17 protein-coding genes are annotated in these 20,904 nt (G+C 71.4%); 8 read left to right on the forward strand and 9 right to left on the reverse strand.

Annotated features, from left to right (window positions below; genetic code table 11):
• Window positions 1-61: 61 nt before the first annotated feature.
• Window positions 62-3,604 carry a DNA polymerase III subunit alpha gene (gene dnaE / locus OTB20_RS09555; RefSeq protein ID WP_267816385.1) on the reverse strand — a complete coding sequence of 1,181 codons (3,543 nt, stop codon included), beginning with the start codon at window positions 3,602-3,604 and terminating at the stop codon, window positions 62-64.
• A gap of 171 nt (window positions 3,605-3,775) precedes the next feature.
• On the opposite strand from dnaE, the gene OTB20_RS09560 reads away from it, so the two are divergent.
• From OTB20_RS09560 to OTB20_RS09580, 5 genes are all read left to right on the forward strand, one after another.
• On the forward strand, window positions 3,776-5,101 hold the full coding sequence (locus OTB20_RS09560) for a DUF2252 domain-containing protein (protein ID WP_267816387.1): 1,326 nt from the start codon (window positions 3,776-3,778) through the stop codon (window positions 5,099-5,101).
• A gap of 51 nt (window positions 5,102-5,152) precedes the next feature.
• Window positions 5,153-5,851 (forward strand): hypothetical protein, encoded by a 699-nt coding sequence (locus OTB20_RS09565; RefSeq protein WP_267816388.1) that lies wholly within the window; start codon window positions 5,153-5,155, stop codon window positions 5,849-5,851.
• A 64-nt stretch (window positions 5,852-5,915) separates the two neighbouring features.
• Window positions 5,916-6,713, forward strand: coding sequence for a DsbA family protein (locus OTB20_RS09570; protein ID WP_267755986.1), 798 nt, complete (start codon window positions 5,916-5,918; stop codon window positions 6,711-6,713).
• Between the two features lie 153 nt (window positions 6,714-6,866).
• Window positions 6,867-8,543, forward strand: a complete 1,677-nt coding sequence (locus OTB20_RS09575; RefSeq protein WP_267816389.1) for an alkaline phosphatase D family protein — start codon at window positions 6,867-6,869, stop codon at window positions 8,541-8,543.
• A 241-nt stretch (window positions 8,544-8,784) separates the two neighbouring features.
• A complete protein-coding gene (locus OTB20_RS09580; RefSeq protein WP_267816690.1) occupies window positions 8,785-9,726 on the forward strand; it encodes a zinc metalloprotease in 942 nt (313 codons plus the stop codon).
• Between the two features lie 82 nt (window positions 9,727-9,808).
• On the opposite strand, the gene OTB20_RS09585 is transcribed toward OTB20_RS09580, so the two are convergent.
• A complete protein-coding gene (locus OTB20_RS09585; protein WP_267816391.1) occupies window positions 9,809-10,378 on the reverse strand; it encodes a dienelactone hydrolase family protein in 570 nt (189 codons plus the stop codon).
• 50 nt (window positions 10,379-10,428) lie between these two features.
• Here OTB20_RS09585 and OTB20_RS09590 point away from each other — a divergent pair, with 50 nt between their 5' ends.
• Entirely contained in the window at window positions 10,429-11,457 is a 1,029-nt protein-coding gene (locus tag OTB20_RS09590) for a mechanosensitive ion channel family protein (protein ID WP_267816393.1), read from the forward strand.
• Between the two features lie 43 nt (window positions 11,458-11,500).
• On the opposite strand, the gene OTB20_RS09595 is transcribed toward OTB20_RS09590, so the two are convergent.
• Complete coding sequence (locus tag OTB20_RS09595; RefSeq protein ID WP_267816395.1) at window positions 11,501-12,907, reverse strand: sensor histidine kinase; 1,407 nt, start codon at window positions 12,905-12,907, stop codon at window positions 11,501-11,503.
• Window positions 12,904-13,587, reverse strand: coding sequence for a response regulator transcription factor (locus tag OTB20_RS09600; RefSeq protein ID WP_267816397.1), 684 nt, complete (start codon window positions 13,585-13,587; stop codon window positions 12,904-12,906). Before OTB20_RS09600 ends, OTB20_RS09595 begins: the two co-directional genes overlap by 4 nt.
• A 73-nt stretch (window positions 13,588-13,660) precedes the next feature.
• Here OTB20_RS09600 and OTB20_RS09605 point away from each other — a divergent pair, with 73 nt between their 5' ends.
• Both OTB20_RS09605 and OTB20_RS09610 read left to right on the forward strand, forming a co-directional pair.
• Window positions 13,661-14,851 (forward strand): UDP-N-acetylglucosamine--N-acetylmuramyl-(pentapeptide) pyrophosphoryl-undecaprenol N-acetylglucosamine transferase, encoded by a 1,191-nt coding sequence (locus tag OTB20_RS09605; RefSeq protein WP_267816399.1) that lies wholly within the window; start codon window positions 13,661-13,663, stop codon window positions 14,849-14,851.
• Window positions 14,852-14,877: 26 nt separating this feature from the next.
• The gene (locus OTB20_RS09610; protein WP_324290353.1) at window positions 14,878-15,918 is read left to right on the forward strand and encodes an SDR family NAD(P)-dependent oxidoreductase; all 1,041 of its coding nucleotides are present in this window, start codon (window positions 14,878-14,880) and stop codon (window positions 15,916-15,918) included.
• Window positions 15,919-16,026: 108 nt separating this feature from the next.
• On the opposite strand, the gene OTB20_RS09615 is transcribed toward OTB20_RS09610, so the two are convergent.
• From OTB20_RS09615 to OTB20_RS09635, 5 genes are all read right to left on the reverse strand, one after another.
• Window positions 16,027-17,619, reverse strand: coding sequence for a Na+/H+ antiporter (locus tag OTB20_RS09615; protein WP_267816401.1), 1,593 nt, complete (start codon window positions 17,617-17,619; stop codon window positions 16,027-16,029).
• 161 nt (window positions 17,620-17,780) lie between these two features.
• Window positions 17,781-18,251 carry a GNAT family N-acetyltransferase gene (locus OTB20_RS09620; RefSeq protein ID WP_267816403.1) on the reverse strand — a complete coding sequence of 157 codons (471 nt, stop codon included), beginning with the start codon at window positions 18,249-18,251 and terminating at the stop codon, window positions 17,781-17,783.
• Entirely contained in the window at window positions 18,248-19,189 is a 942-nt protein-coding gene (locus tag OTB20_RS09625) for an RluA family pseudouridine synthase (protein ID WP_267816405.1), read from the reverse strand. Before OTB20_RS09625 ends, OTB20_RS09620 begins: the two co-directional genes overlap by 4 nt.
• Before the next feature lie 64 nt (window positions 19,190-19,253).
• The gene (lspA, locus tag OTB20_RS09630) at window positions 19,254-19,817 is read right to left on the reverse strand and encodes a signal peptidase II (RefSeq protein WP_267816406.1); all 564 of its coding nucleotides are present in this window, start codon (window positions 19,815-19,817) and stop codon (window positions 19,254-19,256) included.
• A gap of 203 nt (window positions 19,818-20,020) precedes the next feature.
• Complete coding sequence (locus OTB20_RS09635; RefSeq protein ID WP_267816407.1) at window positions 20,021-20,740, reverse strand: TraR/DksA family transcriptional regulator; 720 nt, start codon at window positions 20,738-20,740, stop codon at window positions 20,021-20,023.
• Window positions 20,741-20,904 lie beyond the last annotated feature (164 nt).

The following is a 20,904-nucleotide window of genomic DNA, read 5'->3' on the forward strand; positions in this document are numbered from 1 at the left end:
TGCGAAGGCCCGCCCCGGTCGGGGCGGGCCTTCGCACGTACGGGGGGAGGGCTACCGGCGGCTAGCCGGCCAGGCAGGACGGCCCGAGCAGCACCTTGAGGTCGCCGAAGAGCGCCGGGTCGGGCTTGACCCGGTGCTTGTCGAGCCGGAGCACGGTGGTGGTGCGCGGCCCCTGGAGCTTGATCCGCACCTCGCTGTTGCCCTGGTGGTGGCGCAGGATCTCGCCCAGCCGGGTCACCATCGGCGGGGTGACCTTGACGGTCGGGATGGTGAGGACGACGGGGGCGTTGGTGCCGGCGTTGGACAGGTCCGGGACCATCATCTCCATGGCGACGAGCCGGGGGACGTCCTCGCGCTTGTCCAGGCGGCCCTTGACGAAGACGACGGTGTCCTCGACCAACTGCGTGGAGACGAGCTGGTAGGTCGCGGGGAAGAACATGCACTCGATGGAGCCGGCCAGGTCCTCGACGGTGGCGATGGCCCAGGCGTTGCCCTGCTTGGTCATCTTGCGCTGGAGGCCCGAGATGATGCCGCCGATGGTGACGACCGCGCCGTCGCCGTGCTCTCCGCCGGTGAGCTGGGAGATGCCGGCGTCGGTCTTGTCGGAGAGCACGTGCTCCAGTCCGAAGAGCGGGTGGTCGGAGACGTAGAGGCCGAGCATCTCGCGCTCCTGGGCGAGCAGGTAGGCCTTCTCCCACTCGACGTCGGAGAACTCGACGTCGAGGCCGAAGCCGGGCTCGTCGCCGGCGCTCTCGTCACCCATTCCGCCGAATAGGTCGAACTGCCCCTCGGCCTCCTTGCGCTTGACGGCCACCACGTTGTCGATCATCGGTTCGTGATGGGCGACCAGGCCCTTGCGGGTGTGGCCCATCTCGTCGAAGGCGCCGGCCTTGATCAGGGACTCGACGGTGCGCTTGTTGCAGACGACGGCTTCGACCTTGTCCAGGAAGTCGGGGAAGGTGGAGTACTTCCCCTTGGCCTTTCTGGTCTTGATGATCGACTCGACGACGTTGGTGCCGACGTTGCGCACGGCGGTGAGGCCGAAGAGGATCACTTCGTCGCCCTGGGCGGCGAAGTTGGGCTCCGATTCGTTGACGTTCGGCGGGAGCACCTTGATGCCCATCCGGCGGCACTCGTTCAGGTAGATCGCGGACTTGTCCTTGTCGTCCTTGACCGAGGTGAGCAGGCCCGCCATGTACTCGGCCGGGAAATTGGCCTTGAGGTAGGCGGTCCAGTAGGAGACCAGGCCGTACGCGGCCGAGTGCGCCTTGTTGAAGGCGTAGCCGGCGAAGGGCACCAGGACGTCCCACAGTGCCTTGATCGCCGCGTCGCTGAAGCCCTTCCCCTTGGCGCCCGCCTCGAAGATGACGAAGTTCTTCGCCAGTTCCTCGGGCTTCTTCTTGCCCATCACGCGGCGCAGGATGTCGGCCTCGCCGAGCGAGTACCCGGCGATGATCTGGGCGGCCTTCTGGACCTGCTCCTGGTAGACGATCAGGCCGTAGGTGACCGCGAGCACCTCTTCGAGCGGTCCCTCCAGCTCCGGGTGGATCGGGGTGATCTCCTGCTGCTTGTTCTTGCGCAGGGCGTAGTTCGTGTGCGAGTTCATGCCCATCGGGCCCGGCCGGTACAGGGCGGACACGGCGGAGATGTCTTCGAAGTTGTCGGGCTTCATCAGGCGCAGCAGGGAGCGCATGGGACCGCCGTCGAACTGGAAGACGCCGAGAGTGTCGCCGCGGCCGAGCAGTTCGAAGGTCTTGGGGTCGTCGAGCGGAAGGCCCAGGAGATCGATGTCGATCCCCTTGTTGGCCTTCACCATCTTGACGGCGTCGTCCATGATCGTGAGGTTGCGCAGGCCGAGGAAGTCCATCTTCAGCAGGCCGAGCGACTCGCAGCTCGGGTAGTCCCACTGGGTGATGGTGACGCCGTCGGAGTGACGGACCCAGACCGGCACGTGGTCGGTGATCGTCTCGCTGGACATGATCACGCCGGCCGCGTGCACGCCCATCTGGCGGACCAGGCCCTCCACGCCGCGGGCGGTGTCGATGACCTTCTTGACGTCCGGCTCGTTCTCGTACATCCCCCGGATCTCGCCGGCCTCGCCGTAGCGGGGGTGGGTCGGGTCGAGGATGCCGGAGAGCGGGATGCCCTTGCCGAGGACGTCGGCGGGCATGGCCTTGGTGAGGCGGTCGCCCATGGCGTACGGGTAGCCGAGGACGCGGGCGGAGTCCTTGATCGCGTTCTTGGCCTTGATGGTGCCGTACGTGCCGATCATGGCGACCTTGTCGGCGCCGTACTTCTCGGTCACGTACCGGATCACCTCGACGCGCCTGCGCTCGTCGAAGTCGATGTCGACATCGGGCATGGAGACGCGCTCGGGGTTGAGGAAGCGCTCGAAGATCAGGCCGTGGGTGATCGGGTCGAGGTCGGTGATGCCCATGGCGTACGCGACGATCGAGCCGGCCGCGGAGCCTCGGCCCGGGCCGACCGCGATGCCCTGGTTCTTGGCCCACATGATGAAGTCGGCGACCACGAGGAAGTAGCCGGGGAAGCCCATCGAGATGATCGTGTCCATCTCGTACTCGGCCTGCTTCATCCGGTCCTCCGGGATGCCCCCGGGGTAGCGGCGGTCCATGCCGCGCATGGTCTCCTCGCGGAACCACGTGACCTCGGTGTAGCCGTCCGGGATGTCGAACTTCGGCATCAGGTTCCGGAACTGGAACATGCCCTCGGTATCGACCTGCTCGGCGATCAGCCGGGTGTTGGCGCAGCCCTCCTGCCAGGCGTCCGAGGAGTCGATGGCGTACATCTCCTCCGTGGACTTCAGGTAGTAGCCGGTGCCGTCGAAGCGGAAGCGGTCCGGGTCCGAGAGGTTCTTGCCGGTCTGGATGCAGAGCAGGGCGTCGTGGGCGACGGACTCGCTGGCATACGTGTAGTGGGAGTCGTTCGTCACCAGCGGCGGGATGCCGAGCTTCTTGCCGACCTCCAGCAGCCCGTCGCGGACCCGGCGCTCGATCTCGATGCCGTGGTCCATCAGCTCCAGGAAGTAGCGGTCCTTGCCGAAGATGTCCTGGTACTCGGAGGCGGCCTTCAGGGCCTCGTCGAACTGGCCGAGGCGCAGTCGGGTCTGGAGCTCGCCGGAGGGGCAGCCGGTGGAGGCGATCAGGCCCTCCGACCACTTGCTGATGGTCTCCTTGTCCATGCGCGGCCACTTGGTGAGCCAGCCCTCGGCGTACGCGTCGGAGGACAGCCGGAAGAGGTTGTTCAGGCCGGTGGCGTTCGCCGCCCAGATCGTCTTGTGGGTGTAGCCGCCGGAGCCGGAGACGTCGTCGCGCTTCTGGTGGGGCTGGCCCCACTGGATGCGCCGCTTGTTGCGCCGGGACTCCGGGGCGACGTAGGCCTCGATGCCGATGATCGGCGTGATCCCGGCCTTCTTCGCCGTGTGGAAGAAGTCGTACGCCCCGTGCAGATTGCCGTGGTCGGACATGGCGATGTGCGACATGCCCATCTCGTTGCAGGCGTTGAACATGTCCTTCAGCCGCGCGGCACCGTCGAGCAGGGAGTACTGGGTGTGGACGTGCAGGTGCGTGAACGGCGTCTTGGTCACGGTGGGGGCCTCCGGCGGGGAGAGAGGGACGGCAGCTTTGAATCCTACGTCTCCCGAGTGACAGATCCCGGGCACCGACGGGTACGGTCATGCGTTGCACGACCAAGGGCGGTATCCGGCCGCGCATGATCGAAAACGCGATCCACCCCGTACCACCAGGAGGCACCCGCCATGGCGGTTCCCGAGACGACCGACGAGCAGCGCGCCGAGCAGATACTCGACGTGTTCGACATCGCCTTCGGCGAGCTGATCACCGCCGACCCCGCGGCCTTCCAGGTCAAGTTCCGCAAGATGGCGGCCTCGGCCTTCGCCTTCTACCGGGGCACCGCCTGCCTCTTCTACGCCGACCTGGAGCGCGAGCGGCACGGCGGCCCGTACCTGGACGAGCGCACCGGCCGGGTGTGGATCCACGGCGATCTGCACGCCGAGAACTTCGGCACGTACATGAACGCGAACGGCCGCCTCGTCTTCAACGTCAACGACTTCGACGAGGCCTACGTCGGCCCCTTCACCTGGGACCTGAAGCGGTTCTCCGCCTCCGTCGCGCTGCTCGGCTACACCAAGGCGCTCAGCGACGACCAGATCGGCGAGCTGGTGCGGATCTACGCGGCCGCCTACCGCGAGCGGATCCACGCGCTGGCCACCGGCGCCAAGAACGACGAGGTCCCCGCCTTCACGCTGGACACCGCCGAGGGCCCGCTGCTGGAGGCCCTGCGCCACGCCCGCCGCCGCACCCGCTTCTCCCTCCTCGACTCGATGACCGAGATCCGTGATTTCGAGCGCCGCTTCTCCCCCGGCCCCGGGACCATCGAGCTGGACGCGGCCACCCGGTACAAGGTGCTCGCCGCCTTCGACGGGTACCTGGAGACCCTTCCCGACGAGTCCCTGGTCCGCCCGGACTCCTACCGGGTCAAGGACGTGGTGGGCCGCCGGGGCGTCGGGATCGGCTCGGCGGGCCTGCCCTCCTACAACATCCTGCTCGAGGGGCACAGCGACGCCCTGGAGAACGACGTGGTGATCTACCTCAAGCAGGCGCAGACCCCGGCCGTCTCCCGTCACATCACCGACCGGGCGGTGCGCGATTACTTCCAGCACGAGGGGCACCGCACCGTGATCTCGCAGCGGGCGCTGCAGGCGCACGCCGACCCGTGGCTCGGGTGGACGGAGCTGGACGGCTCCGGGCAGCTCGTCGCGGAGGTCTCCCCGTACGCGGTGGACCTGGACTGGTCGGACCTGGACGACCCGGAGGAGATCGCGGCCGTGGTCGCCGACCTGGGCCGGGCGACGGCGACCATGCACGGTGCGGCGGACGCGCAGGAGAGCGGCCAGACCCTGGTCCCCTTCTCCACCGAACGGGCCATCGACGCGGCCATCGCCGCCGACGAGGAGGGCTTCGCGGACCTGCTGGTGGACTTCGCGCACGCCTACGGCGCCCGGGCCCGCGCCGACCACCAGATCTTCGTGGACCTCTTCCGCAACGGCCGCATCCTGCCCTAGTCCCGGGACCTGTGGCCCGTCCTCACAGGGACTCGTGGCACACTCGCGGCGATGGACATATCAGGGGTGGGTCTCCGAGGGCTGCGGGCCGCGCTGTTCAGTGCTGCCGTCGTGCTGCTCTCGGCCGGCTCGCACGTCCTGACGTCCCGGGTGGCGCTGCCTCCCGCCCTGGTGGGAGGGGCCTTCGCCGCGGTGTTCGCACTCGCCTACGCCCTGGCCGGACACGAGCGGGGCCTCGGCCACATCGCCGGTCTGCTCGTCCCCCTGGAACTGGCCGTCGACACCGTCCTCACCTCCGGCCAGCACCTCTGCTACGGCCCTGCCGGCGGCCCCGTCTCGGGCCCGCTGCGCGCCCTGGGTCTGGCCGAACTGTGCGGGGGCGCCCCGGTGGGCGGGTCGCTGGCCGGGGCGGCCGGCGCCGGGCCCGCCGCCGATCCGGCCGCGCTGCTGTCCGCGCCCGGACCGTGGACGCCCTGGCTGCTGCTGGGCGCGCACGTGTCGGTCGGACTGCTCGCCTCCGTGTGGCTGCGCTACGGAGAACAGGCCATCGGCCGGCTGCTGCGCGCGGCGTCCGCGTGCGCCTTCCGGCCGCTGCGGACGGCCTTCGCGGGGGCGGCGCGGGTCCTCGCTCCGGTGCGGCGCTCGCGGCCGGCGGCGCTGCGGGGCACGGGAATCCGTACCCGCTTCCCCGCGCATTCCGTGGGACGGCGGGGACCTCCTGCGGTACGCGGCGCGTTCGCACGCGCCTGACGTACGAGGCCAGTCCCCCCTTCCAGCCGGCTCCATCGCGGAGCCACACCCCACGGAGACAACGATGAGCGCACGCAACAGCCAGGCGAACAAGGCGGCGGCCCGCGAGAAGCTGCGCGTCGAGCGCGAGCAGCACGCCAAGAAGGCCAAGGTCCGCCGGCAGGTGTTCGTGGCGGGTGGCGTCGTGGCCGCCCTCGCCCTGGCCGGCGGCGTCGGCTACGCCGTCGTCCAGTCGAACAAGCCGAGCGCCTGGGAGAAGGCCGCCGACGCGCCCCTGGTCGCGCCGAAGAACACCTCGGGCGACAACGGCACGACGGTGGTCATAGGCAAGGCGGACGCCAAGAAGACCCTGGAGCTGTACGAGGACTCGCGCTGCCCGGTCTGCGCGAGCTTCGAGCAGGCGGTCGGCCCGCAGCTCAAGACCGACCTCGACGCCGGCAAGTACAAGATCCAGTACATCGGCGCCACCTTCCTCGACAAGGGCTTCCCCGGCAGCGGCTCGAAGAACGCTCTGAGCGCGCTGGGCGCGGCCCTCAACGTCAGCCCCGAGGCTTTCCTGGAGTACAAGACGGCCCTCTACTCCGCGGCGAACCACCCGGAGGAGAAGGACGACAAGTTCGCCAAGGACGAGTTCCTGCTGACGATCGCGGACCAGGTGCCGACGCTCAAGGGCAACGCCGGGTTCAAGAAGGCCGTCGAGGAGGGCACCTACGACCGGTGGGCGCTGGAGATGTCCAAGGCCTTCGACAAGAGCGGTGTGACGGGTACGCCGACGCTGAAGATGGGCGGCACGAAGATCGACCCGCTGCCGCAGACGCCCGAGGCGTTCACGGCGGCGATCGACAAGGCCATCGCCGGCTGACGGCTTTGATGGGCCGACCGACCAGCTGACCGACTGGCGGGCCGGCCTGTCCCGCTTGAACAGCCCACGGACGGGCGAACTCCCGGAGTTCGTCCGTCCGTTGCCTTCACGGGTCTGGCCCGGACCGTATACCGGTCGGTAATGTGACCATCCGTGACCAGTCAACTCTTACCTTCCGCGCCCGAATCGGCGAACCCGGCGACCCCCAGCCGCCGCACGGTCGTCCTGGCCGCCGCGGCCACGGCGGCCCTCGTCCCGATCGCGGCACTGGGCGCCGAGGCCGCCCGCGCCGCCACCGGCGACGCCCCCTCCTTCCTGCACGGTGTCGCCTCCGGTGACCCGCTCCCCGACGGGGTCCTGCTGTGGACCCGCGTCACCCCGGACGCCGGGGCCGTACCGGGCTCCGGAGCGGGCCCGGCCGTCACGGTGGGCTGGGAGATCGCCGAGGACAAGGCCTTCTCCCGGGTCGTCGCGAGCGGCGCCGTCACCACGAGCGCGGCCCACGACCACACCGTCAAGGCCGATGTGCGGGGCCTGCGGCCGCAGACGCCCTACTGGTACCGGTTCACGGCCGGCGCCACCGTCTCCCCGGCCGGGCGGACCCGTACCGCCCCCGCCGCCGGGACCTCGCCCGCCGGGGTCCGCTTCGGCGTGGTCTCCTGCGCCAACTGGGAGTCCGGCTACTTCTCCGCGTACCGCCACCTGGCCGCGCGGGCCGACCTGGACGCGGTCCTGCACCTGGGCGACTACATCTACGAGTACAAGACCGGCGGCTACCCCGAGGCGAAGTACGTCGTACGCCCGCACGAACCGCGGCACGAGATCCTCACCCTGGCCGACTACCGCACCCGGCACGGCACTTACAAGACCGACCCCGACCTGCAGGCCCTTCACCAGGCCCACCCGGTCATCGCGATCTGGGACGATCACGAGATAGCCAACGACACCTGGTCCGGCGGCGCCGAGAACCACGATCCCGCCACCGAGGGCGGTTTCGCGGCCCGCGCGGCCGCCGCCCGGCAGGCGTACTTCGAGTGGATGCCGGTCCGCGCCTCCACCGAGGGCACCGTCTACCGCAGGCTGAGCTTCGGCACCCTCGCCGACCTGCACCTGCTGGACCTGCGCACCTTCCGCTCACAGCAGGCGGGCATCGGCAGCGGCGCGGTGGACGACCCGGAGCGCACCCTCACCGGGCGCGCCCAGCTGGACTGGCTGAAGGCCGGGCTGGCGGCCTCCCAGGCCACCTGGAAGCTGGTCGGCACCTCGGTGATGATCTCGCCGGTGGCCTTCGGCTCGCTGCCGGCGCACCTGCTGGAGCCCCTCACCGAGCTGCTCGGCCTGCCCGCGGGCGGCCTCGCGGTCAATGTGGACCAGTGGGACGGGTACACGGACGACCGACGGGAGCTGCTGGGGCACCTGACGGACCGTTCCGTCCGCAACACCGTCTTCCTGACGGGCGACATCCACATGGCGTGGGCGAACGACGTCCCGGTGACGGCGGCCACCTACCCGTGGTCGAGGTCGGCGGGCGTGGAGTTCGTGGTGACGTCGGTGACCTCCGACAACATCGACGACCTGCTGCACGTGGCGGCCGACACGGTCTCGCTGGTCGCGGAGACGGCGATCAAGGCCGCCAACCGGCACGTGAAATGGCTGGACATGGACGCCCACGGCTACGGCGTCCTGGACGTGACGGCCGAGCGTTCACAGATGGACTACTACGTGGTCTCGGACAAGCGGCGCCAGGACGCCACGACCGCCTGGGCGCGCTCGTACCGGACGCTGACCGGGACCCAGAAGGTCGAGCGGGCGGACCAGCCCGTGCGCTGACACCGGCCCATGCGCTGACATTCAGCCAGATTTACCGTTCCGAGGGGCGCTTGGCGTAGACCAGGCGCCCCTTTGACATCAGAGGCAACAAATCTTTTACGTAGAAGACTTGACCTGTTTATGACATGCGCACGTAAGATTCCCGCCAGCTGAGGAGATCCCTCCCGCTCTACCCCCACACTCGCGAGGAGCACACGTGCGCGCTCTTGCCCGCATATCCCCCCTTCTTCGCCGCCGCCTGATGGGTGCCGCCGTACTCACCGGCACCCTGGCCTTCACCCCGCTCGCCGCCCCCACCACGGTCGCGGCAGCCAAGACCGGCGCGGAGGTGTGCGCCGAGGACGCGTCCGGCGCCGCGGCCAACGCCCGTGTGGCGCGCCCGAAGGACCAGCACGCGGCCGAGCCGAACGAGGTCACCGAGGCCCAGACCAAGGCCATGGACGCCGACCTCAAGGCGAAGCTGGACAAGCTCTCCAAGCAGCCGCGCAGCCTGCGCGCCGCCGAGGCCGTCACGAGCATCCCCGTGTACTTCCACGTCATCCACTCCGGCACCACCGGAAAGCTGACGTCCACCGCCATCAACAACCAGCTGGCGGTCCTCAACGCTGCCTACGCCGGCCAGGGCACCGGAAACGTCGACAGCACCTACCAGTTCACCCTGGCGGCCACCGACTACACGGACAACGCCGGCTGGTACAACCTGGCTTCCGGCTCCACGGCCGAGAAGACCATGAAGAGCACCCTGCGCAAGGGCGGTGCGAACGCCCTCAACTTCTACACCGCCAACCTCTCCGGCGGGCTGCTGGGCTGGGCCACCTTCCCCAGCTCCTACGCCTCCCAGCCCTCCATGGACGGCGTCGTCGTCCTGGACACCTCACTGCCGGGCGGCTCCGCCGCCAACTACAACGAGGGCGACACGGCGACCCACGAGGTCGGCCACTGGATGGGCCTCTACCACACCTTCCAGGGCGGCTGTAACGGCAGCGGCGACTCCGTCGCGGACACCCCGGCCGAGAAGAGCGCGGCCTACCAGTGCCCGACCGGCCGCGACACCTGCGCCAGCAAGGCGGGCGTCGACCCGATCCACAACTTCATGGACTACACGTACGACCCCTGCATGTACCAGTTCACCGCGGGCCAGGTGACCCGCATGAAGAGCATGTGGACGGCGTACCGCGCCTGACGCTACGGCGTACTGACGCTGCCGCGTACTGACGCACGCGCGACAACGGGGCCCCGCACGCGGGGCCCCGTTGTCGTCTCCCCTACAGGGAGTCGAGGAAGGCGAGGGCGACCGCCCAGGCCTGCTCCGCGGCCTCGGCGTCGTAGTCGTCCAGCCCCGGGTCGGTGAACAGGTGACCGGCTCCCGGATAGCCGTGGACCTCCACGTCCGCCCCGGCCTTGCGCATCTGCAGGTACCAGGCCGTCAGCCAGTCGTGCGACTCGAACGGGTCCGGATCGGCGATGTGCAGCTGCACCGGCAGCTCGTCGATGTAGACGCCCTCGCCCAGGTCGGCCGTCCCGTGCAGGAGCAGCAGCCCGCGCGACTTCTCGTCGGCGAGCGCCAAATGCTGCGCGACCGAGCCGCCGAAGGAGAAGCCGACGTAGACCAGCCCCTGGTCGGAGAAGGGGGCCGAGGCCACCACCGCCCGCTTGAGCAGCTCGTCGCGGCCGATCTCGTCCCGGTGGGCCATGCCCTCTTCGACGGTCTCGAAGGTGCGTCCCTCGAAGAGGTCCGGCACCTGGACCTGGTGCCCGGCCGCGCGCAGCCGGTCGGCCGCCTCCCGCACCGCGGGCCGCAGCCCGTAGGTCGAATGGAAAAGCATGATGTTCATGGACCCATCGTGCCAGTTTCGGCCGACCCCCTCCGGTTACGTTGGCCTGCATGGACACGGACTCCTTCCTGCGCCCGATCGCGGCCGTCGCCGGCACCCTGGTCGTCACCCTGTTCGCGGGCTGGCTGCTGGACCTGCTGCTGCGCCGGGCCGACGCCCGGCACAGCGAGACCCCGCTGTGGGGGCTGCTTCGCCGCTGCCGCCCGCCGTTCCTGCTGGTGCTGGCCGCCTCCCTGCTCCAGGCCGTGCGGCGGCGTGCGGACGGCCCCGGACACGTGCTGACCCTGGTCCTGATCGCCTCCGCCGCGTGGCTGCTGGTGCGCATCACGACGGCGATCGTGGACTCCACGTACGCGCGCTACGCGGCCGACGCCGCCGACGAGGCCCGGGTCCGCCGGGTCCGCACCCAGGTCACGCTGATCCAGCGGGTGGTCACGACGGTGGTGATCGTGGTGGCCGTCGGCGCGATGCTCCTGACGTTCCCCGGGATGCGGACGGTCGGCACCTCGATGCTGGCCTCTGCGGGCGTGCTCGGCATCGTCGCGGGCATCGCGGCCCAGGCCTCCCTCGGCAACCTCTTCGCCGGACTCCAGATCGCCTTCGGCGACACCGTCCGGATCGGCGACACCGTGGTGGTGGACAAGGAGTGGGGCACGGTGGAGGAGATCACCCTCACCTTCCTGACCGTCCGCACCTGGGACGAGCGCCGGATCACGATGCCGGTGTCGTACTTCACGAGCAAGCCCTACGAGAACTGGTCGCGCGGCGGCGCGCAGATGACGGGCACCGTGTTCTGGCACCTGGACCACAGCACGCCGGTGGACCTGATGCGCGAACAGCTCCGGCGGATCCTGCAGGACATCCCGGAATGGGACGGCCGCGCCTGCTCCCTGGCCGTCACCGACACCACACCGCACACCATCCAGGTCCGCGCGGTGGTCACGGCGAAGGACGCCGACGCCGTCTGGACCGTCCGCTGCACGGTCCGCGAACGCCTGATCACCTGGCTCCTGACCGACCACCCGTACGCCCTCCCCCACATCGCGACCACCGAAGCGGTCACCCCGCCCCAACCCTGACCGGCGGCGCCATCCCCCTAACCTCACCCGGCTTCCCCGAACCTCACCCGGCCTCCCCGAACGTCAGGCGGAACACCGCGCCGCCACCAGGAGCCGCCTCCGCCGTCAGCTCGGCCTCGTGCGCCCGCGCGATCTGCCGGGCCATGGCCAGCCCCAGCCCCGACCCGGGCAGCGCCCTCGCCGCCCCCGCCCGGTAGAACCGGTCGAACACGTACGGCAGATCGGAGTCCGCGATCCCGGGCCCGTGGTCCCGTACCGTCAGCTCCGTCCCGCCGTCCCCCCGAAGGGCCAGCGCCACCTCCACCTCCGCCCCCGCCGGAGAGAACTTCGCCGCGTTGTCCAGCAGGTTGCCCAGCAGCCGGCTCAGCCGCGCCGGCACCCCCGCCACCACCGCCGCCCCGGCCTCCGGCTCCACCCGCACCCGGAACGCCACCCCCGGCCAGTGCCCCCGCGCGGCCCCCGCGCAGTACTCCACCAGCGGAACCAGCCGCACCTGTTCCACCAGCAGCTGCGGCTCCTCGTCGCGGGCCAGCTCGATCAGGTCGTTGACCAGCCCCGTCACTTCCCGCAGCTGCCGCCCGAGCGCCAGCGAGGCCCGTTCCCGCTGCCCGGGCGTCAGCCGGTCCCCCCGCGCCAGCAGCTCCGCGTTCGTACGCAGCGCCGTCAAGGGGGTCCGCAGCTCGTGCGAGGCGTCCGCGACGAGCCTGCGCTGCGCGGTGACGGACTGCTCCAGTTCTCCGAGCATGGTGTTGAAGCTCCCGGCCAGCCGGGTGATCTCGTCCTCCGCGCCCTTCCCGGGCCCCGGCGGCGGCAGTTCGATCCGGTGCCGGGGGTCCCGGGTCGCCGCGATCCGCTCGGCGGTGGCCGTCAGCCGGGTGACCGGTGCCAGACCGGTCCGCGCGACCCAGTAGCCGAGCAGCCCGGCCAGCAGCACCCCCGCCGCGGCCGTCAGCGCCAGCCACCACGCGGCCCGCGCGATGCCGTCCTCGACGGTGTCCGCGCGCAGCGCCACCTGGAGCGCCCGCCCCTTGGCGTAGTCGGTGGTCAGCATCCGCGCCGGATGCCCCTCGTGCACGATGGCCGTGTAGTACGGGGCCTGGGTGCCGGCGGCCACGGCCCGGGCGGCCGGATCCACCGGCAGCAGGTACGGCTTCTCCGGGTCCCGCGCCGGATCGGCCGGCACCACCTCCGCGCAGGCGGGCGCCGCCAGGAACCGGCACTCCCCGCTCAGGGTTTCGGGTCCGGAGTCCGGGTTGTGCTGTGCGGCGAGCCGGGCGGACTGGGTCAGGCTGAGGTCGAGCTGCCGGTACAGCGCCCCGCGCACGACGAGGAAGGCCGCCGCGCACACGCCGACCGCGACCAGCGCGACCGCCGCCGTGGCGGCCAGCGCCAGCCGGGTCCGCAGCGGCCGCCTGCGCCGCCACCGCGCTCCGAGCCGGTGCCCGCTCACGCGGCGTCCAGCCGGTAGCCGACCCCGTGCACGGTGTGCACCAGCCGGGGCTCGCCGCCGGCCTCCAGCTTCCGGCGCAGGTAGCCGACGTAGACGGCCAGGGAGTTCGAGTCCGGCCCGAAGTCCCGCCCCCACACCAGTTCCAGGACGAGCTCGCGCGGCAGCACCTGCCCGGGGTGGCGCAGGAGCAGTTCGAGCAGCGCCGACTCGGTGCGGCTGAACTCCAGCGGCCGCTCGCCCCGCCACCCGGTGCGGGTGGCGGGGTCGAGGACGAGGTCCCCGTAGGCGAGCACGGGCGCGCCCCCGGCCGGTTCGGGGGCGGCCCGCCGCAGGAGGGCCCGTACCCGGGCCACGAGCTCGTCGAGCGCGAACGGCTTGACCAGGTAGTCGTCGGCGCCCGCCTCCAGCCCGTCGACCCGGTCGCTCACCGCGTCCAGGGCCGTGAGGACCAGTACGGGCGTACGGTCGCCCACCGCCCGCAGCTGTCGGCACACGCCGAGCCCGTCCAGCACCGGCATCATCACGTCGAGGACCACCGCGTCCGGCTGCCAGAGCGCCACCTCCGACAGTGCGGCCAGCCCGTCGGCCGCGCCGCGCACCTCGTACCCCTCGACCGCGAGGCCGTCCTCGACGGCGGCCCGCACCTCGGGCTCGTCGTCCACCACCAGAATCCGCTGCATGGTGCAAAGCCTCCCAAAGGGTGGGGGGAGAACCTCTTAGAACCTTCTTAGGGCGCACCGGAAGTCTGCGTCCATGACCTCCTCACCCTCACGCTCACCGCTTTCCGTCGTGATCGGCGCGGGCGGCACCGGCGGCCACATCTATCCCGGCCTCGCCCTGGCGGAGGCGCTGCGCGCCGCCGTCCCGGACGCCGTGATCTCGTTCATCGGCACCGAACGCGGCCTGGAGACCGAGCTGATCCCGGCCGCCGGCTACCGCCTGCACACCGTGGACATGATCCCCTTCGACCCGGCGCTGGGCGCCAAGCGCTACCTCCTCCCAGCCGCCCTGCTGCGCTCGGCCGGACAGGCGCGGGCCGTGATCCGGGCGCAGGGTGCGCACGTCGCCGTCGGCATGGGCGGCTACCCGAGCGCGCCCGCCGTGCTCGGGGCCCGGCTGGCCGGCCTGCCGGCCGTCATCCACGAGTCCAACGCGGTGCCGGGCCGGGCCAACCAGTTCGCGGCCCGCCTCACCCCGCACATGGCGGTGGCCTTCGACCGCAGCCGGGAGCACCTGGCGGGCGGGGTGCGGGCGCTGACCACCGGAATGCCCATCTCCGCCGCACTGTCGGGCCTCGCCCGGCTGTCCCGCTCCGAGCGGGCGGTGCTGCGGGTGGAGGCCCGGAGGGAGCTCGGGGTGCCGGACGGGCGGCGGCTTGTGGTGTTCAACGGCGGCAGCCTGGGCGCCGTACGCCTGACCTCGGCCGCGGCCGGACTGGCGGCCGCGTGGCAGGCGCGGGAGGACGTACAACTGCTGATCAAGACGGGTCCGGCCGTGTTCTCGGACACGGCGGCCGGGCTGTCCGCCTCGGGCGGGTGCCGGATCGCCCGGGCCACGGCCTACCTGGACCGGATGGACCTGGTGTACGCGGCCGCCGACCTGGTGGTGTGCCGGGCGGGCTCGGCGACGGTGGCGGAGCTCGCGGCGACCGGGGTCCCGGCGGTGCTGGTCCCCTACCCGTACGCCCCGGGCGACCACCAGACCCACAACGCCCGGGTGCTGTCCGACGCGGGCGCCGGCCTGCTGCTGGCGGACGCCGACGCGACGGCCGGCCGCCTCGCGGCCCTACTCGCCCCGCTGCTGGCCGACCCGGCGCGGCTGGCGGCGATGGCCGGCGCGGCCGACCCGGGCCAGCACGCGCGGGCCGCCGAACTGCTGGCCTCGCAGGTCATGCGGGTCGCCGGCTTCCCCTCTCTCTCCCCCACTCCCCTGGAGCTCGTATGACCACGCACGCGTCAACGCCCACGCCCATGCCCACGCCCACGCCCATGCCCGGGCCCGTGCCCGGGTCCGCGCCCACCGACTGGAGCGGCCGGACCGTCCTCGTGACGGGCGCCGAGGGGTTCATCGGCTCCACCCTCGTCGACCTGCTGGTCGCGCGGGGCGCGCAGGTGCGCGCCTTCGTGCACTACAAGCCGTACGCCGAGAAGGGCCACCTGGCCCGCTACCTGGCCGACCCGGACGGCCCGGTGGAGATGTGGGCCGGCGACGTCCGCGACGCGGGCCGGGTCAGCGACGCGGTAGCCGGCTGCGACACCGTCTTCCACCTGGCGGCGCTGATCGGGATCCCGTACAGCTACGCCTCGCCCGGCGCGTACGTCCAGACCAACGTCACCGGCACCGAGAACATGGCCGAGGCCTGCCGCCGCCACGGTGTGCGCCGCCTGGTCCACACCTCCACCAGCGAGGTCTACGGGACGGCCCTGACGGCCCCGATCTCCGAGAGCCACCCGCTCCAGCCGCAGTCCCCGTACTCCGCGTCGAAGATCGGCGCGGACATGATGGCGCTCTCCTTCCACCACGCCTTCGAACTGCCGGTGACGGTGGTCCGGCCGTTCAACACCTACGGCCCCCGCCAGTCCGCCCGCGCGGTCATCCCCACGATCCTCGCCCAGCTCCACTCGGGAGCCCGGGAGATCCGGCTGGGATCCCTGACCCCCACCCGGGACTTCACCTACGTGAGCGACACCGCGGCCGGGTTCCTGGCCGTCGCGGAATGCGACCGGGCGCTGGGCGAGGTGGTCAACCTCGGCACCGGAGAGGAGATCTCCATCGGCGACCTGGCCCGGGCCCTGATCACCGCCTCGGGCCGGGACGCGGAGGTGGTCGTCGACCCGGCCCGGCTGCGTCCCTCGGGCAGCGAGGTCCAGCGCCTGCTGTCGGACAACGCCCGCGCCCGCGACTGGGCCGGCTGGAAGCCCGAGGTCTCCCTCCAGGAGGGCCTGACCCGCACCTCGGAGTGGACAGCCGCCCACCTCCACCTCTTCGCCCCGGACCGGTACCAGGTCTGAGACGGCCCCGAAAGAGACGAAGAGCCCGACAGCAGCACGGTCAGAGCCGTCGCCAGGCTCTGCGGGGCTTGCGAGGGCGAACGAGCGAGTCGGGCTACGGGCTACGGGCTACGGGCTACGCAGGCTGCGCACGTCCAAGTGCCTCAGCACCCGGTCGACGATCTCCGGATCGGCGCCCGGTTCGCTGCGCGCGGCCAGCACCTCGTGCCGGGCGGCGGACATCATCTCCCGCTGGATGCGCTGCACGTCGCGGATCCGCTCCACCCGCTTCGCGTACGCCTCCCGCCGCTCCTCGTCGACCATGTCCGGGCTGATCCTGGCGCCCACGTCGTACGCCCTCCGGTAGAGCACCTCCACCAGGTCCTCGGGCAGGTTCTCCACCGTCTCGATCTCCTTCAGCCTCCGCTTGGCGGCCTTGGCGGCGCGGATCGCCAGGGCGCGGGCGATCTTCGCCTCCTCGTCCGGGTCGGCCTCCACGCCGAGGCGGCGGACCAGCCACGGCAGGGTCAGCCCCTGAACCACCAGGGTGGTCATGATCACGGCGAAGGCGATGAAGACGATCTCCTGCCGGGCGGGGAAGGGCTCCCCCGCCTCCGTCTTGATGGGGATGGCCAGCGCGAGCGCCACCGAGGCCACGCCCCGCATGCCCGCCCACCACATCACCACGGACTCCCGCCAGCTCAGCGGGATCTCCTCGTCGTAGTCGCGTCGCGAGTGCAGCCGCTTGGCGAGCCAGCCGGCCGGCAGCAGCCACATCAGCCGTACGCCGACCACCACCGCGACCACGGCCGCCGCCCAGCCCGCCATCTCCCAGCCGCGGCCGTGTGCGGCCCCGAACACGTTGTGCAGCTCCAGCCCGATCAGCCCGAAGGCGACGCCGGTGACCAGCATGTCGACGACTTCCCAGAACGTGTGCCCGGCGAGCCGGCCCAGCACGTCGTCGGCGTCGTTCGCGTACTCGGCGAGGAACAGCGCCGTGGTCAGTACGGCCAGTACGCCGGAGCCGTCGAACTCCTCGGCCAGTACGTAGGCCACGAACGGCACGAGCAGCGTCAGCCCGATCTGGAGCGTGGCATCGCCGAGCCGCCCCATGAGCCGGTTGGCGGCCCAGCCGAGCGCGAGCCCCACGGCGACGGCCACCACGGCCGACAGCACGAACTCCCCGAGCGCCCCGGGCCACGAGAAGGTCCCGCTGACGGCGGCGGCGACGGCGACGTGGTAGAGCACGATGGCGGTGACGTCGTTGAAGAGCCCCTCGCCCTCCAGGATCGAGACCATGCGCCGGGGCAGCCCGAGCGACCCGGCCACGGCGGTGGCGGCGACGGGATCGGGCGGGGCGACGAGCGCGCCGAGCGCGACGGCCGCGGCGATCGAAAGCCCCGGTACGAGGGCGTGCGCGGTGAAGGCGACGGCCACGGTGGTCACGAAGACGAGGGCGACGGCCAGCAGGAAGATGGGCCGCACGTTGGCGGCGAACTGCCGCCAGGAGGTCCGCTGCACGGAGGCGTACAGCAGCGGGGGCAGCACGAGGGGCAGGATGTACTCGGGCGGGATGTCGACGTTGGGCACCGCCGGCACCAGGGCGAGCACCACCCCGCCGAGCGTCATCAACACCGGCGCGGGCAGCCCCAGCCGGTCCCCGAGCGGCACCGTCACCACGGCCCCGAGCAACAACACGAACAACAGAGCTAGCTGATCCACTCCCCCACACTGCCAGTCCGCCGCGCTCGGCGACGGGGACCGGGGGCGTACGGCTCCCGTGTCGGAGCTCGGCACCGGCCGGCGAGTGCGGCGCCGTCTCCCGGGGCTCCGCCCCGGACTCAGCGGCTCAATCGCCGCCGGGGCTGGAAACAGCAGCGGGATTACGGCAGGGCGCGCCGCATCGAGCGGTGCGGAATCCCGGCGTCCTCGAACTCCGGCCCGTAGGCCACGTACCCGAGCCGTTCGTAGAAGCCCAGCGCATGCGTCTGCGCACCGAGGTCCACGAACGCCAGCCCCAGCCGGGCCGCCTCCGCCTCGATCGCCCGCACGAGCAGGTTCCCGACGCCCAGCCCGCGGGCAGACTTGGCGACGGCCAGCCGTCCCAGCGAGCCCACGTCCGGGGACCCGGTCTTGCCGAGGGCGCGGGGCCCGTGCAGCAGCCGGCCCGTTCCCAGCGGAACCCCGTCCGGCCCCTCGGCCAGTACGTGCACCGCGATCTCGTCGTACGTGTCGTACTCGATCGACTCCGGCACGGCCTGCTCGATCACGAACACCTCGGTGCGTACGGCGAAGCACGCCTTCAGGTCCGCCTCCGTGGAGGCGACCCGCACCGAGACCACGGCGTCGGTCACTCGCTCTCCTTGCGGATCACGTCCAGCGCGTTCTGCAGGTCCGCCGGGTAGGTGCTCTCGAACTCAACCCACTGCCCGTCCGACGGGTGCTCGAACCCGAGCCGCACCGCGTGCAGCCACTGCCGGGTGAGCCCGAGGCGCTTCGCGACGGTCGGGTCGGCGCCGTAGGTCAGGTCGCCGACGCAGGGGTGGCGGTGCGCGGCCATGTGCACGCGGATCTGGTGCGTGCGCCCGGTCTCCAGCTTGATGTCCAGCAGCGACGCGGCGCGGAACGCCTCGATCAGGTCGTAGTGCGTGACGGAGGGCTTGCCCTCCTGGGTCACGGCCCACTTGTAGTCGGCGCTGGGGTGCCGGCCGATCGGAGCGTCGATCGTGCCGCTCATCGGGTCCGGGTGGCCCTGCACCAGCGCGTGGTAGCGCTTGTCGACGATCCGCTCGCGGAACTGGTTCTTCAGCGAGGTGTACGCGCGCTCCGACTTCGCGACGGCCATCAGACCCGAGGTGCCGACGTCGAGCCGGTGCACGATGCCCTGACGCTCGGCGGCACCGGAGGTGGAGATGCGGTAGCCGGCGGCGGCGAGCCCGCCGATGACGGTGGTGCCGGTCCAGCCGGGGCTGGGGTGCGCGGCGACGCCGACCGGCTTCATGATGACGAGGATGTCGTCGTCCTCATGGACGATCTCCATGCCGGGCACGGGCTCGGCGACGACCTCGACCTTGCGCGGCGGGTCCGGCATCTCGACTTCGAGCCAGGCGCCACCGTGCACACGCTCGGACTTCCCGACGACACTGCCGTCGACCGACACCTTTCCCGCGGCCGCGAGGTCGGCCGCCTTCGTCCGGGAGAAACCGAACATACGGGCGATGGCGGCGTCGACGCGCTCGCCTTCTAGGCCATCGGGAACGGGCAGGGTGCGGATCTCGGGAATCGTACTCACCTGTCGAGTATGCAGGACTCGGCAGAGGACCATTCCCGCGATCAGCCCTCGGACCGCTCGCCGGTCAGTCCTTGTGGACGGTGCCGTCCGGGTCCAGACCCCTGAAGGACAGCAGGACGATCAGGATCCCGCCGCACACGATCGCCGAGTCCGCGAGGTTGAAGACCGCGAAGTGGGCGGGTGCGATGAAGTCGACGACCGCTCCGCGGAAGACGCCCGGCGAGCGGAAGATGCGGTCGGTCAGATTGCCCAGCGCACCGCCCAGCAGCAGGCCGAGGGCGATCGCCCAGGGCAGGCTGTAGAGCTTGCGCGCAAGCCGCACGATCACCACGATCACGGTGGCGGCGATGCAGGTGAAGATGATCGTGAAGGCCTCGCCGAAGCCGAAGGCGGCGCCGGGGTTTCGGATCGCGTCGAACTTCAGCAGGTCGCCGATGACCTGGATCGACGGCTGGTGCTCCAGCTTCGCGACGACCAGCATCTTGCTGCCCAGGTCGACCAGGTAGGCGAGGAGTGCCACGACGAGCAGCGCGACGATCCGCCGCCGCCCCCTGGGCGCGGCGGATTCGGGCTGGGCGCCGTCTTCCCCGACCTCCGGCGTACCGATGATGCGCTCCGCCTCTGCCACGTGAGTCCCTCGAACTAGCTCGAACCAGGTTGCCGACCGACCCGCCAGGTTCCTGGACCCTGACGGACACGAGAGTACGTCAGGGCCCCCTTCGGCCGCCGCCCCGGCCGGAACCCCGACGCCGCCGCCCGGGGGCCAGTGCGACACCCTCCGGCGCCCGCTCGGGGGCACTCGGCCCCCGCTCGGTCCCGCTCAGTCCCCGTTCAGTGCCGCCGCTCCTGCTTCTGCTTGCAGTCCACGCACAGCGTGGCCCGCGGGAAGGCCTGCATCCTGGCCTTGCCGATGGGCTGGCCGCAGTTCTCGCAGAGGCCGTACGTGCCCGCCTCCAGCCGTTCCAGCGCTCGCTCGGTCTGCTCCAGCATCGAGTTGGCGTTCGCGGCGAGGGCGAGCTCGGACTCCCGGGTGATGTTCTTGGTCCCGGTATCGGCCTGGTCGTCGCCCGCACCGTCGCCGGAGTCCCTCATCAGCCCGGAAATGGCCGCGTCGGATGCCTGGAGTTCGGCGCGCAGCCGCAGCACCTCGCTCTCCAGCTCGGCCCGCGCCTCCGCGACCTCCGCCGGGGTCCAGGGCTCCTCGCCGGGCCGTACGGCGAGCTCGCCGGGGGCCAGGCCCGCCGTGCCCCGCGCCTTGGGCAGTCCGCTGGTCGCGGCCGTGGCCGTCTTCCTGGACGTGCCGGTGCTCTTCTTGGCAACCACTTTCCGGGCTCCCGTCTCGTGCGCGGCCTGCGCCGCCCCCTCGGCCCCGGCCGTCTTGGCCGTGGCCTTCTTCTCTGCCGTCTTCTTGACGGCGGCCGCCGTCCGCTTCGTGGTCGCCGCCTTCTTCACGACGGCAGCCCTTTCCACCGGTCCGGCCTCCGGATCCGGTGCCGCAGCCTTCCCGGCAGCCTTCTTGGCAGTACTCCCGGCGGTCTTCTTCGCCACCATGGCCGCGGCCCCTTCACATACTGTGATAATTGCTCGCGAATCGTGCCGGAACGATAAATCGACTCCGGCCCCGCGGCAACGGGGCATGCGTCCATCGAGGTCAACCTGCATCCGTTGTGCCCAGCAGGGAGCCCGGTAATCCGCCCCATCCGCCCCACCGCACC

It is taken from the genome of Streptomyces sp. H27-H1, assembly GCF_026627445.1.
Classification (GTDB): domain Bacteria; phylum Actinomycetota; class Actinomycetes; order Streptomycetales; family Streptomycetaceae; genus Streptomyces.